Consider the following 12,492-nt stretch of genomic DNA (forward strand, 5'->3'; position numbering starts at 1 on the left):
GGCCGTCACCTGGCCGGCACGACAGCTTCGTGCTGGGCGTTCTTCGGCCTGGAAAGGAAGATTCGGCGGGTCGGCAGGTCGATTTCCCTGACGATGACGGTGATCTCCTCTCCGGCCTCGAAGTCTTCCACCGGACTCACCGCGGGCCGACCGTCGATCTCTTTGGAGGGGATCAGCCCGACGACCCCGTCTCCGAGCTCGACGAAGACGCCGATGGGAACTGTCTTCTTCACTGTCCCGCGCATTTCCTGACCCACCGGCGTACAGTCGGCGAAAGTCCGCAGGGGGTCGGGCTCCAGCGCCTTCAAGGACAGTCTGGCCTCCGCGTTGTAGGTGTCGAACTGGAGGAACTCGCACGAGACACGCTGGCCTACGTGAACGACATCAGTGGGGGCGTCGATGTACCGCCAGGACAGTTCGGGGATGACGATGAACCCGACACCGGGGAAGAGCGGGTGGGCAGGCCCGTCGTCCAGGGCCACGAAGACCCCGAACCGCTCGATCGCCGCAACGGTGCCAGACAGGATGTCGCCGCGGTGCAAGGTCTCCAAAAATGCCCAGAGCTCCGGGCTCTCTGACTGCCAGTCCATACCGTCACCCTGGCACACGACTTCGCCGGCCGACCATGACCTCGACAGACGGAAGCCTTGCCGTGCCCCAGCAACCGGAACCATGATCGGCCGGACAAGTCCTAGCCGGTGTCAGCTTCGGGGACCTTGTCGAAGCCGGTGAGCCTCGCATCGTCGCCGGCCAGGACAACGACGGTTGCGTCGTCTTCGCGCTCTCACCGTGCCTGTCCGCTGCACCCGCGGACGCCACGCCCTCCAGTTTGAGCGTTGTCGCCGCATCGTGGACCCAGCTGCGTGCGGAGGACGCCGAGATCATCGACACGGAGATTGCCGACGCGATCGTGGGTGATCCGGCTGCTCTCGTCAGCAGCGCCCGGCGCCGGAACCAGAGCGTCTACTGCTGGGTCGCGTAACGGTTCCTGTTCGGAGCCGGATCGCGACGGCCGCGGCGGTGGCAGTGCCGAGGACGTCGTGACCGCGCTTGCCCTAGCGAGTCGCGACCGCGCGGGACTGCGTCAGACGGTTGATCTGATCGCCTGCTCGACGGTGTTGCGCCTTTTGCGCGGCCTGCCCAGGCCGGATCTGGGCACCCGGATCTTCTCCGAGGCCAGCTTGAACCGGGTATAGTCTGCCCGCTGACCTGGAGTGACGATCAGAGACAGCGGTCGGCGGCGGTCATCCGCTCAGGTGGAGCTTGCTGGTGAACCCGCCGCACGGGCGGCCCAGGCCCTCGCCTCCAGCAGGCGGGCGATGAGACCTTGTCACGGCGTCTCGTCCTGGTGTTCCATCCCCGCAGCCCCTTTGATCCTGGAGGCAGCGGATCGGTGCGGGCGCCGGCCGCGTGCTGATGTGCCCGCACGCCGGCGAGCCTCACGACCGTGCCCTCGGACGGTCCCGCGGCGGACTGACCACGAAGATCCACCTCGCCGCCGACAGCCGCTGCCGCCCCGTGGCGTTCGTGCTCACGCCCGGCCAGACCGGGGGCGCATCCGCGTTCCGTCGGTTCATGGCCCGGTTACGGGCCGATCGGCCGACCTCGGATCCCACCGGACGTGGTCCCGGCCGACAAGGCCCAATCGCTCCGCGCGATCCGGGCCTACCTCCGTCGACGTGATCGGGGCCATAGAGGTGCAGGCCGAGCACTGGCACGACCGACGGCTGGGGAACCGTGGCGTTGGGGCCGACGGTGTGAGCGCAAGACCGACCGCTATCTCGCCTTCCTCAGCGTCGCCCGCACTGTCATCGGCGACTTCTCATTCAGCCGAATGAGCCTTCTTCAGCGACGAGGCTGTTTGTCATGCGGGGCCTTGCCGCCAGCGGGGCGGCCACGTCTGATCATGTGACACCGCGACCCCAGCAATACCCAGCATGCGTCGAGCATTGCGGTGATACTCGTCACGGGCTCGCCTGTACTGGACGAAGGCAGCATCCCAGTCCCGTGGGAGGGCGTCCTGACTGCCCGACACGGCCACCAGATGCCACACGCAGTGGTTGAGTTCCCGCACTGCGGTGAGGGTGGCCGAGTCGGTCAGAAGGCGAACCCCCTCCAGACACGAACTGCGTCGCTCCTCCGCTTCATCGAGTAGTGCGAGATTGGCCTCCGTGGGCGGGAGGGGCTTCGCGTCCGGATTGAGTCCCCGAAACGCTGCGAGGCGGTGCGCCAGCGTTACGATCGCCTTGATCGACTGGGCGTAGTCGGCGTATGCGATCAGCCTGCGTTCGTCCCAACGTGCAGCTGTCTGACGTCTCCAACGGGTCCGTTCAGCCAGCGCCGTTACCACGTACGAGGCCGCAGCACCGACCAGTACACCGATCAATGCCGAGAGTTGAACGCCACTCGTCACGGCTTCACCCCCCATCCCTGACGGCCTGCAAAAGGCGGATTCAGTCTCGGCTGTGGCACTGGAGCCCACAAGTAGGCCTCCCCCGCGGGCTTCGCTGCAGCACCAACGTCGAGCACCTTGGCCCGCAGTGGGTCGATGGAGAGCTCGTGCTCAGCATGGCGCTCGGCGGACCCGACTGCAGATGATCACCCCGTACGGCATCGCGACCCTGGCGGCCGACGCCTTCGACGCCCCCGGCAGACCACCTGGGCCGAACCATCGCGATTGCCAGGGACGAACTCACCGGCCCGCAGATCGCCGAGGTCTTCGCCCGCGCCGCCGGACGCCTGGTGCGCTTCGCGTCTCGACCGGTGGAGTACATCCGCGCTCACGGCCAGGAAATGGCCGCAGTGTTCGACTGGTTCAACACGATCGGGTGCCGCGCGGACGTCCTCGCACTGCATGCCACACACACCTCCCTGACCACGCTGGAGGAATGGGGCAGCGCACACTGGTCGATGCCGTCGGGACCGACACCGGCCACCTGCACCACAGCTCGTGGCGTATCCGGCTCAGCGCTTCGGCTGGCGTACCCCGTCAACCGAAGCGCCGAGTCGCACGCGCGGAGCCAGAGGATGAGCGACGTGAGCGGAAGGCCGGCGCGGCAGCGGCCGCCGAGTTCGTCGAAGCGGGTGGCGGCGGCGCCGGAACCGTTCGAGGCGGGCTGATGTGTGCCGTGACTCGTGAGGGCTCCACAAGTCGAGCCCGATGATGGTCTGTTGAGCTGCGGCGTTCTCTTAACCGATTGACACTCGGGGGTGCGGTGTCGGACTTTCGGCCGTGACCTCTGATGGAGGGGCCACAGAGCCGGAGAGATGGCACGCCGATGACTTGCAGAGACAGGAACACGAAGCCGGTGCGAGCGGGGCGCCCGGCGGCGCTCGACGCGGTGGACGTGGGTTCGTGGTACGAGCTGATCAACCAGGGCAGCGGCAAGGCGCTGGACATATCCGGGGCAAGTACGGCCGAGGGCGGCGCCGTTCAGCAGTGGACCCGCAACGGTGGCGCCCATCAGCGGTTCCAGTTCGTCGATTCGGGCGATGGCTACTACCGGCTCAAGGCCCAGCACTCGGGCAAGGTGCTCGACGTCCACGGCTGGTCCGACGCCGACCACGCGGACATCGTGCAGTGGGGTGACACCAGCGGCTCGAACCAGCAGTTCCGGCTGGAGGGTTCGGCGGACGGCCGCGTCCGTCTGATCAACCGCAACAGCGGCAAGGCCGTCGAGGTCCGGAACGCCGCCACCACGGACGGTGCCAAGGTGGTGCAGTCCACCGACAGGGGCGGGGTCGGCCAGCAGTGGCGACTGGTCCCCGTGTCGAGCGTGTCGGAGCAGGTCCACACCGCGGGGAGGGTCAAGGACCTCGGCGCGACGCTGCAGTTCAGCTGGCCCGGGGTGTACTTCGAGGGACGCTTCCGCGGGACCGGCCTCGGGGTGGTGCTCGACTGCGCGGCCGCCGACTACGACGTCCAGGTCGACGGGGCCACCATCGCCACCCTGGTCACACCAGGTGACACCACGCACTGGATCAACGGGCTGGGGGACGGCGAGCACACGGTCCGGGTCGTCAAGCGGAACGAGACGCCGGGGGACACCAGCACGTTCGGAGGCTTCGTCGCCGCGCCGGGAGGCGCCGTACTGAGCAAGCCGGAGCCCCGGGCCCGGCAGATCGAGTTCATCGGGGATTCCCTCACCGTGGGCTACGGCAATGTCTCGGGCACCCGCGACTGCGATCCTGAGCAGGTCAAGCGGAACACCAACACCGACGTGAGCTACAGCGCCCTCGCCGCGCGGCAGTTGGGCGCCGACTACCAGATCAACGGACTCTCCGGCCTCGGCATGGTGCGCAACGTCGCAGGTATCTGCCCGGAGCTCACGTACCGGACCTACTACGATCGCGCACTGCTGAACGTGGACGGCGACGTCTGGCAGAACCCGGGGACCTGGCGCCCCCAGATCGTGGTGGTCAACCTCGGGGCCAACGACTTCTCCGATCTCACCCCCGGTGAACCGTGGACGCCCGGCAGTCTCGCGACCGCCTACCGCACCGCCTACGGCGAGTTCCTCCGGACACTGCGGACGCGCTACGGTGCGGACGCCGCCCTCGTTGCCGTCGGCTTCGACGGAGACGCCGAGCATGTGCGTCAGGTGGTCGAGGCGTGCAACGACGCCGGCGACAGCGGGGTCCACTACTGGCATCTCGATCAGGCGGGCCTGGACTTCCTCGGATGTGAGATGCACACCTCGGCTCAGGACGACCGGCTGATCGCCGACCGGCTCGCCCCGTTCCTCGGCAGTCTGCCGGCAAGCTGGTGAGGAGCAGGACCGCCCCCGGACCGGGCCGGGGAGCTGCTTCCTCCTGGCCGCCTCCCCACCGCACGGCCTGTCGCTGCGCGGCTCGATCACCTCGGGCGAGGACAGCAGGGCGAGGACGGCAGTACGGGCCACGGACCACGCCGCTGGCTTCGCCGCCGGGCCGGCCCCCTGCGCCGTCTCCGTCACGCCGGGTGAACGGAATGCATCGGGGAGCCGGCCGCACCGCAGCCCCGGACGCAGAAACGCACGGAGTACCACTAGCCTTCGACCTGGGACGTTGTCGCTGCGGGAGCGGCGACCGACACGAGAGGAAAGCCATGACGACCACGGCGCGGGCGAGCAAGCAGATCGAGGACGAGCGGGTGCGCGTCACGCGCTGGGACTTCGAGCCCGGGGACAGCACCGGCCATCACGTCCACGCATACGCCTACGTGGTCGTCCCGGTCACCGACGGCCGCACCGACGTGATCACTCCGGACGGAACGGTCACCTCCTCGCACCTCCGCGCCGGGGAGTCCTACGCACGCCCGGCCGGTGGCGCGCACGAAGTCGTCAACGCCGGAACTGCGCCGCTCGCCTTCGTCGAGATCGAGTTCAAGCTCCCTTAGCCGTCAGCCGAGTTCAAGCTCCCGTAGCCGTCAGTCCTGCGCCCGACCCGTGGTGCTGGCGGGAAGACCGCCGCCTGTAGCCTGCCGATCGTGACGCTCGGGGTGGGGACAGTACACAGCGTCGGGGTGCGCCGACTGCTCGCGGATGCCGGTGTGGGTCCGAAGGATCTGCGGCTGGACCTGCACGAGCACGTGGACCACGCGATCGCGCTCGCCCTGCGAGGCTTCGACTCGGGGCGTTCCGGGCCGATCGAGGGAGCGGTCTCGGTAGCCTCGGACATTCTGCGGCGATGGCGTACGCCCCGGCCGGAGTTGGTGGCGGGCCTGGCGCGGTGCCTGGAGTCCCGGGAACCCCATGGCGGAGGCGACGCGGCGATGGCGCTGGCACGGCTCGTGTCGGCAGACTCCACGCAGGACATCACCTCGGCTGTTCCTGCACTCGTCGTGGCCGCCGGCGAGTCCTGCGACCCGGTCGCCGGACCGGCGGCCCTCGCTCTTGCCCGCCTCGATCACCCGGGAGTTCTGGAGCCGGTGCACCGGTGGCTGGCGTCGAGCGGCGACCTCCCCTATTTCCAGGTGACTTCGCTCGGGGAGGTCCTTCAGCCGCTGGTGAAACGATCCGACGAGCTGCTCCCCGGGATCCGCCGCACGCTCGTCGACTCGGCGGATGACGAGGGACTGCGTCCGGTCCTCACCGCACTGGCCGCGTGGGGCCCCGCCGCGAGCGCGGCGGTTCCCGAGCTGGTGCCGGGCCTCGCCACCCGCAACGTGCGATGGGTCTGCGACGTGCTCGGCAGCATCGGCGCGGCGGCAGAACCTGCGGCGAGCACCCTCGAAAGCTTCGTCCGCGGCGTCAGGCAGCCGCCGCGCCACGACGGCGGCACCCGGGCACCGAAGGGCAGACGGCAATGGCACGGTGCCCAGAACGCGGCGTGGGCCCATTGGCGGATCACCGGTGAACCGAAGGTCTTCCTGGCCTTCCTGGACGACGTGACGCCCCGGGGCCGCCTCGGGTACGCCGACCTCGGCCGGCTGGCGGAGCTCGGGCCGCAGGCGATGCGGTACGCGACCGCCGTACGGCCGTTGCTGGACTCGCCCGGCCCGTGGACCCGGGTCCAGGCCGCTCATGCCTGGTGGCGGATCACCGGCGACGCGCACGCGGCTGTCCCGGTCCTGCTGGCGGCCCTGGAACCTCTGAGGTCGGGTGACGCCGACGATGCCTGCCGTGCAGCGGTCAGGTACATCGCCCGGATCGGCGCCCCGGCCCGCGCCGCGGCGCCTCTACTCGAAGCGGCGCTGTCGTCCGACCGGTGCTTTCCGCCAGGCGTCCACCCTGCGGCACGCGCGGCTCTGGTGGCCTTCGGCGGAGGTCCTCGACCGGCCCACACCCGTTGACGACCGCAGGGCGGGCGCACGGCCCTCGGGGACTTCCGGATGTCCTCAACGTGATCCGGCCGGAACGGCGGACCGTTCGTCGGGGGAGGAGCGCGAGCGCCGTACCAGCAGCGACAGCATGGCCGCCGCCGCGCACAGCGCGCCCAGCACCGTCCAGACGGGTGTGTACGTACCGAAGGCGTCCCGGGCGGCTCCCCCTCCGTACGCGGCCAGGGCGGCACCGATCTGATGGGCCGCGCCGACCCAGCCGAAGACGATCGCGCCGTCCTCCCCGTAGAACTCCCGGCACAGCGCGATGACCGGTGGGACGGTGGCGAGGTCGAGCAGGCCGAAAGCGACGACGAAGGCCAGCATCGGCGGCCGGACCGTGGCGCTCATCAGCAGGGGCAGGCACAGCAGGAGCAGTCCGCGCAGGGCGAAGAACACGGCGAGCAGCCGGCGGGGGTCGGTCCGGTCGGTGGCCCATCCCGAGACGACGGTGCCGATCACGTTGAAGAACCCGATCGCGGCGAGCAGGGACGACGCGGTGGTGGCGGGCATGCCGTGATCATGGGCGGCCGGGGTGAAGTGGGTCCACATGATGCCGTTGGTGGAGGCCCCGCAGATGGCGAACGCGCCGGCGGTCAGCTGGAACGGGCCGGTGCGCGCCGAGGCGAGCAGCACCGCCACCGCCCTGCGGCCCGCGCCCTCGGCGGGCGGGGGCTTCGGCACGTGCCGCTCGGCACCGTAGGGTTCGAGGCCGACGTCGGCGGGGTGGTCCCGCAGTGCGAGCCACAGGAGCGGCGCCGTGGCACACGCGGCGAGGACCAGGCTGACGAGGGACGGGCGCCAGCCGTGGTGGTCCACGGTCCAGGAGAGGGCCGGAAGGAACACCATCTGTCCGAAGACGCTGCCGGAGGCGATGATGCCGGTGACCAGACCGCGCCGGCGCACGAACCAGCGCTGGGTGATGGTGGCGCCGAAGGCCGTGGCCATGGAGCCGGTGCCGAGGCCGACGAGCAGGCCCCAGTAGAGGGTGAACTGCCAGGCCGTGGTCATGACGGTGGTGAGGGCGGCCCCCGACGCGATGACCAGGAGCGCGGCCACGACGACCCGCCGTATCCCGAAGCGGTCCATGAGTGCGGCGGCGAACGGGGCGGTGAGTCCGTAGAGGACCATGTTGACCGAGGCGGCGAGGCCGATCGATCCGCGGGACCAGGCGAATTCCTCGTGAAGGGGACCGGTGAGCAGGCCGGGGAGGGTCGAGAAGGCTCCCGCCACGACGACGGCGAGCAGCGCGGCTCCCGCGACCCACCAGGCGCGGTGGCCGAAGCGGTCGGTACGCGACGGTGCGACAGGTACGAGATCCATGGCTCTGATCGTCTGCGGGTCCGCGTACGGCGACCACTGGCGAGAAGGACTGCTTCTGCAAGAATCTGGCCATGGCGGAAGACAGACATCAGGTGGTCCTGCTCGTGCGCCCGGGACTGCTGCCCATGGAACTGGGCATCGTGCACCGGCTCTTCGGGCAGGCGGTCTCGGAGTCCGGTGATCCCTTGTACGACGTCCTCACCTGCACGCCGCGGCCCGGAGTCGTCCCGACGGACACCGACTTCACCATCAACGTGGCACTCGGCCCCGAGGCGTTGGACCGCGCGGACACCGTCGTCGTGCCCGCCGCGCAGGAGGATTACGGGCCGCAGGAACGCGGGCGGATCGGCGCCGACGTGTCCGAGGCGCTGGCCCGTGTCCCCGCGGCCGCACGTGTCGCGTCGATCTGTACCGGCTCGTTCGTCCTGGCGGCGGCGGGGCTGCTCACCGGGCGACGGGCCACGACGCACTGGAAGTCGTGCGCGGAGTTCGCCGCCCTCTACCCCGAGGTCGAGGTGGACGCCGACGTGCTGTACACCGACGACCGAGGGGTCCTCACCTCAGCAGGGGTGGCCTCGGGCATCGACCTCTGTCTCCACATGATCCGCACCGACCACGGTGCGGAGATCGCCAACACGGTCGCCCGCGGGACGGTGGTGCCGCCGCACAGGGAGGGTGGTCAGGCGCAGTACATCGAGCGCCCGGTCACCCCGCCGGGGCAGTGCTCGACCGGGCCGGCGCGGCAGTTCGCCCTCTCGAACCTGCACCGGCCCCTTCAGCTGGCCGAGTTGGCGGGCCGGGCGTCGATGAGCGTCCGTACGTTCAACCGGCGGTTCCGTCAGGAGGCCGGGCTCACGCCCATGCAGTGGATCGCCCAGCAACGGGTCGACCGGGCACGCCAGTTGCTCGAGCGTACGGACCTTCCGGTGGACAGGATCGCCGCCGACTCAGGCTTCGGGACCGGCACGGCGCTGCGCCAGCACTTCCACGCGGCGCTGGGGGTCTCACCGCGTGCGTACCGCCGCACGTTCAGGGGCGCGGCCGGCTGATGTGAAGTCAGACGGAGCCGGGGGTGCGGATGGCGGCGATGTCGAACTGGAGGCGGAGCCGCTCACTCACCATGGCGCCGCCCTCGGCCAGCCGGGCGTTGTAGGTCAGGCCCCAGTCGGAGCGGTTGATGGTGGTGGTCCCGTCGAACCCGACGCGCTCGTAGCCGAACGGGTCGGTGACGTAGCCGATGTAGGTGAGGTCCAGGACCACGGGGTTGGTGATGCCCCTGATGGTGAGGCCGCCGGTCATACGGTAGACGTCCTTGCCGATGAGCTGCACGGCGGAGCTCACGAAGCTGATGCGCGGGTGCTTCGCGGCATTGAGGAAGTCGCGGCCGACCACGTGCGCGTCACGCTGCTCGACGCCGGTGTCGACACTCCCCGAGGCGAGCGAGATCTCGGCCCGGGAGCGTGCCGGGTCCCGCCCGTCGAAGTAGAGACGGCTCTCGTACTCCAGGAACGCGCCGCGCACCGTCGTCACCATGGCGTGCCGCACGGAGAAGCCGATCCTGCTGTGCGCGGGGTCGATCATCCACTCCCCGGTGAGAGCCGCCAGGCGCGGATCAGGCAGAACCGCGGTACCTGCGGCCGCCGGGGCGGGGATCGAGTCCTCCGGACGGGACTCCGGACGGCGGAGCAGGGAGCTGCGGCTGAAGAGGTTCATGAACAGTTAGTTACTCTGAGGTAAGTCGCGCTCGCAAGAGCTGATCAAGGAACCCGAACATTCATGATCAGACTTTCACAAGATGAGACAGGCGCGGTGCGGCGGTAGTGACGCAGACAACGAGTGCGCCGCTGCCGGGGCGCCCCGTCCGCCCGGAACCAGGCACACGGGGCGACATGCTCGTCATTCCGCCCCGTTGAGCCGGGCCGACAGGCGGTGCGACGCGGTCACCACCGCGTCCACCACCCCGGGCACCGCCCCCGGTGGCAGCCGGAAGACCGGTGCCGACACGTTGAGCGCCGCGACGACGTCGCCCCTGTGGCCGTGCACCGGGGCGGCCACCGCGATCAGGCCCGGCTCCCTTTCCTCGGCCGCCACCGCGTAGCCGCGGGCCCGCTCCGTACGCAGTCGCTCGAGCAGGGCCGGCACGTCCCGCGGCGCGGCATCCGTGCCCGGCAGGCGTGCCCCTTCCTCTGTGGGCAGCAGTGTCCTGACCTGGTCGTCGGGGAGTCCGAAGAGCAGGGCGCGTCCGGCGGAGGTGCAGTTCAGCGGTGAGGTGCGGCCGATCCACTCCTGGGCCTGGAGCGTCCGTGAGGTCCGCTCGGTCAGCACCGTCACCGCGCTGTGCCCGGACAGCACCGTCAGGTACGCGGGCTCGCCCACCTGGTGCACCAGTTCGCGCAGGACATGCGGGGCCTCGCGCTGCAGGCGCTCCTCGCCCGCCGACGCGGCCAGAGCCAGCAGCTGCCAGCCGATGCGATAGCGCAGGCTGTCCGGATCCCGTTCGAGGAACCCCTCCTGCGCCAGGACCTTCAGGGTCCGGGACACCTGCGACTTCTCCCGGCCCACCGCCCGGGCCACCTCCTGGACGCCCATGGGGCCCTCTCCGAGGGTGCGCAGGACGTCCAGCGCACGGTGCACACTGCTCAGGCTCTCGCTCGTCATGCCCCCCACGATGCCACGGTGACGTGCGTATGCAGCAACTCCGATTGTCCACCATGCACGGTCCCGTTCTACCGTCGTCGGCATGTGCGGAATCGCAGCAGTACACAGCCCCCACCAGGACCTCGGCACCGAGCGTGCCGGTACATCGGCCGACGTGCCTGCCGTGGTGGAAGACATGCTCGCCCGGCTGGCCCATCGCGGTCCCGACGACAGCGGGACGCGCACGGTGGGGGACCACACCTGGCTCGGGCACCGCCGCCTCTCCATCGTCGACCTCGACGGCGGGCACCAGCCCCTGGGCGGTGCGGACGCCGGCGACGACTGGTCACTCGTCTGCAACGGCGAGATCTACAACTATCGGGCCCTGCGCGCCGAGATGCCCGCCGGCGCCTTCGGTTCCTCCTCGGACTCCGCCGCCGCCCTCGCCGTCCTGCGCACCGACGGCCCCCAGGGCCTGCACCGGCTCCGCGGCATGTGGGCCCTGTGTGCCGCCACGCCCGGCGGACGCTTCGTCGCCGCCCGCGACGCCGTCGGCATCAAGCCGCTGTACTGGGCGCGCACGGACACCGCCTCGTACTTCGCCTCGGAACTGCGTGCCTTCCCGCCCGAGGTGCAGCCGCGCGCCGAGATCTTCCCGCCCGGCCACTGGTGGTCCCCGCAGGACGGCCTCCACCGCTTCGCCCAGGCGGTGCCGGCGCCCGCACGGAGGGCGGAGGCGACGTACCGGAGCGCCGCGCCCCGGGAAGCAGCCGAGAAGGCGACATTCGAGTCCGTCGCGGACTCCGTGCGCCGGCACCTGATGGCCGACGTCGAGGTCGGCGTCTTCCTCTCGGGCGGCCTCGACTCGGGCGTCGTCGCCGCCGTCGCCGCCGAGGAGTACGCCCGGCAGGGGCGCACGCTGAAGACGTTCTCCGTCGGCACCGCGGACTCGCCGGATCTGCTCGCCGCGCGCGAGACCGCCGCCTTCCTGGGGACCGATCACCACGAGGCGGTCCTGGACGCCGAGGCGGCGCGCGAGGTGCTCGACGACGTGGTCACCTGCGTGGAGTCCTTCGACGCCAGCCTCATTCGCAGCGCCGTGCCCAACTGGTTCCTGTCCGCACTGGCCTCGCGGCACGTCAAGGTGGTGCTGACCGGCGAGGGCGCGGACGAACTCTTCGCCGGCTACGGCTACTACCACGAGCGGCACACCGCGCCCGAGGACCTGGACACGGAGCTCCGGCGTACGGTGGCGGCGCTGCACGGCCTCAACCTCCAGCGGTGCGACCGGGTGACCATGGCCCACGGCCTGGAGGCCCGCGTGCCCTTCCTGGACCACGACGTCATGGCCCATGCCATGTCCCTGCCCGCGCACATGAAGGCGCTGGAGGACGACGGCATGGAGAAGGGACACCTGCGCCGCGCCTTCACGGGGCGGCTGCCGGAACACCTGCTGTGGCGCCGCAAGGAACAGTTCGGCACGGGCAGCGGCGCGGAGAGCCTGCTCAGCCCGCTGTGGAGCAGTCGCATCACGGACGAGGAGTTCGCCGCGGCCGTGGGCGGTGACGGGGCACCTGAACTGCGCAGCAAGGAGGAGCTCGGCTACTACCGTACGTTCCGGCAGGCCCTTCCCGGCGTCCGTCCCGAGGCTGTGCTCACACGATTCGCGACGGTGTGAGAGCGTCCCGGGGGAGAGGGCCGACGCCCCGTGGGCGGCCGTCCGCCCCGGGGGT

Annotated in this window: 11 protein-coding genes and 1 pseudogene; 7 read left to right on the forward strand and 5 right to left on the reverse strand. The window is 70.4% G+C overall.

What is annotated here, in order from left to right; all coding sequences use genetic code 11:
- Positions 1-5: 5 nt before the first annotated feature.
- Positions 6-590, reverse strand: a complete 585-nt coding sequence (locus tag ACFC51_RS15810) for a S1 RNA-binding domain-containing protein (RefSeq protein ID WP_376529118.1) — start codon at positions 588-590, stop codon at positions 6-8.
- A 239-nt stretch (positions 591-829) separates the two neighbouring features.
- On the opposite strand from ACFC51_RS15810, the gene ACFC51_RS15815 reads away from it, so the two are divergent.
- Both ACFC51_RS15815 and ACFC51_RS15820 read left to right on the forward strand, forming a co-directional pair.
- On the forward strand, positions 830-982 hold the full coding sequence (locus ACFC51_RS15815) for a hypothetical protein (RefSeq protein WP_376529124.1): 153 nt from the start codon (positions 830-832) through the stop codon (positions 980-982).
- 452 nt (positions 983-1,434) lie between these two features.
- Positions 1,435-1,681: pseudogene (locus ACFC51_RS15820) on the forward strand (IS5/IS1182 family transposase); the annotation flags it as partial.
- Positions 1,682-1,864: 183 nt separating this feature from the next.
- Here the strand turns inward: ACFC51_RS15820 and ACFC51_RS15825 are convergent.
- Positions 1,865-2,386 carry a hypothetical protein gene (locus ACFC51_RS15825; protein ID WP_376529243.1) on the reverse strand — a complete coding sequence of 174 codons (522 nt, stop codon included), beginning with the start codon at positions 2,384-2,386 and terminating at the stop codon, positions 1,865-1,867.
- Positions 2,387-3,278: 892 nt separating this feature from the next.
- On the opposite strand from ACFC51_RS15825, the gene ACFC51_RS15830 reads away from it, so the two are divergent.
- The 3 genes from ACFC51_RS15830 to ACFC51_RS15840 all read left to right on the forward strand — a co-directional run bounded on the left by ACFC51_RS15830 (position 3,279) and on the right by ACFC51_RS15840 (position 6,772).
- Positions 3,279-4,769, forward strand: a complete 1,491-nt coding sequence (locus ACFC51_RS15830; protein WP_376529127.1) for an RICIN domain-containing protein — start codon at positions 3,279-3,281, stop codon at positions 4,767-4,769.
- A 317-nt stretch (positions 4,770-5,086) separates the two neighbouring features.
- On the forward strand, positions 5,087-5,377 hold the full coding sequence (locus ACFC51_RS15835) for a cupin domain-containing protein (RefSeq protein ID WP_376370092.1): 291 nt from the start codon (positions 5,087-5,089) through the stop codon (positions 5,375-5,377).
- A 90-nt stretch (positions 5,378-5,467) separates the two neighbouring features.
- Positions 5,468-6,772, forward strand: a complete 1,305-nt coding sequence (locus ACFC51_RS15840; RefSeq protein WP_376529129.1) for a hypothetical protein — start codon at positions 5,468-5,470, stop codon at positions 6,770-6,772.
- Positions 6,773-6,817: 45 nt separating this feature from the next.
- Here ACFC51_RS15840 and ACFC51_RS15845 read toward each other — a convergent pair whose 3' ends face one another.
- Entirely contained in the window at positions 6,818-8,122 is a 1,305-nt protein-coding gene (locus ACFC51_RS15845) for an MFS transporter (protein WP_376529132.1), read from the reverse strand.
- A 71-nt stretch (positions 8,123-8,193) separates the two neighbouring features.
- On the opposite strand from ACFC51_RS15845, the gene ACFC51_RS15850 reads away from it, so the two are divergent.
- Positions 8,194-9,171, forward strand: a complete 978-nt coding sequence (locus ACFC51_RS15850) for a GlxA family transcriptional regulator (RefSeq protein WP_376529134.1) — start codon at positions 8,194-8,196, stop codon at positions 9,169-9,171.
- A 7-nt stretch (positions 9,172-9,178) separates the two neighbouring features.
- Here ACFC51_RS15850 and ACFC51_RS15855 read toward each other — a convergent pair whose 3' ends face one another.
- Together ACFC51_RS15855 and ACFC51_RS15860 are read right to left on the reverse strand one after the other, a co-directional pair.
- Entirely contained in the window at positions 9,179-9,835 is a 657-nt protein-coding gene (locus tag ACFC51_RS15855) for a YceI family protein (protein WP_376529137.1), read from the reverse strand.
- A 183-nt stretch (positions 9,836-10,018) separates the two neighbouring features.
- Positions 10,019-10,780 carry an IclR family transcriptional regulator gene (locus ACFC51_RS15860; protein ID WP_376529140.1) on the reverse strand — a complete coding sequence of 254 codons (762 nt, stop codon included), beginning with the start codon at positions 10,778-10,780 and terminating at the stop codon, positions 10,019-10,021.
- Positions 10,781-10,862: 82 nt separating this feature from the next.
- On the opposite strand from ACFC51_RS15860, the gene asnB reads away from it, so the two are divergent.
- Positions 10,863-12,437: an asparagine synthase (glutamine-hydrolyzing) gene (gene asnB / locus ACFC51_RS15865; protein ID WP_376529142.1), complete on the forward strand. Its 1,575-nt coding sequence runs from the start codon at positions 10,863-10,865 to the stop codon at positions 12,435-12,437.
- Positions 12,438-12,492 lie beyond the last annotated feature (55 nt).

Source organism: Streptomyces sp. NPDC055962 (assembly GCF_042270185.1).
Classification (GTDB): Bacteria; Actinomycetota; Actinomycetes; order Streptomycetales; family Streptomycetaceae; genus Streptomyces.

Bases quoted from the DNA above. Each gene is read 5' to 3' on its own strand.
- ACFC51_RS15810 (WP_376529118.1), bottom strand. From the start codon at position 590: ATGGACTGGCAGTCAGAGAGCCCGGAGCTCTGGGCATTTTTGGAGACC.
- ACFC51_RS15830 (WP_376529127.1), top strand. From the start codon at position 3,279: ATGACTTGCAGAGACAGGAACACGAAGCCGGTGCGAGCGGGGCGCCCG.
- ACFC51_RS15835 (WP_376370092.1), top strand. From the start codon at position 5,087: ATGACGACCACGGCGCGGGCGAGCAAGCAGATCGAGGACGAGCGGGTG.
- ACFC51_RS15845 (WP_376529132.1), bottom strand. From the start codon at position 8,122: ATGGATCTCGTACCTGTCGCACCGTCGCGTACCGACCGCTTCGGCCAC.
- ACFC51_RS15850 (WP_376529134.1), top strand. From the start codon at position 8,194: ATGGCGGAAGACAGACATCAGGTGGTCCTGCTCGTGCGCCCGGGACTG.
- ACFC51_RS15855 (WP_376529137.1), bottom strand. From the start codon at position 9,835: ATGAACCTCTTCAGCCGCAGCTCCCTGCTCCGCCGTCCGGAGTCCCGT.
- ACFC51_RS15860 (WP_376529140.1), bottom strand. From the start codon at position 10,780: ATGACGAGCGAGAGCCTGAGCAGTGTGCACCGTGCGCTGGACGTCCTG.
- asnB (WP_376529142.1), top strand. From the start codon at position 10,863: ATGTGCGGAATCGCAGCAGTACACAGCCCCCACCAGGACCTCGGCACC.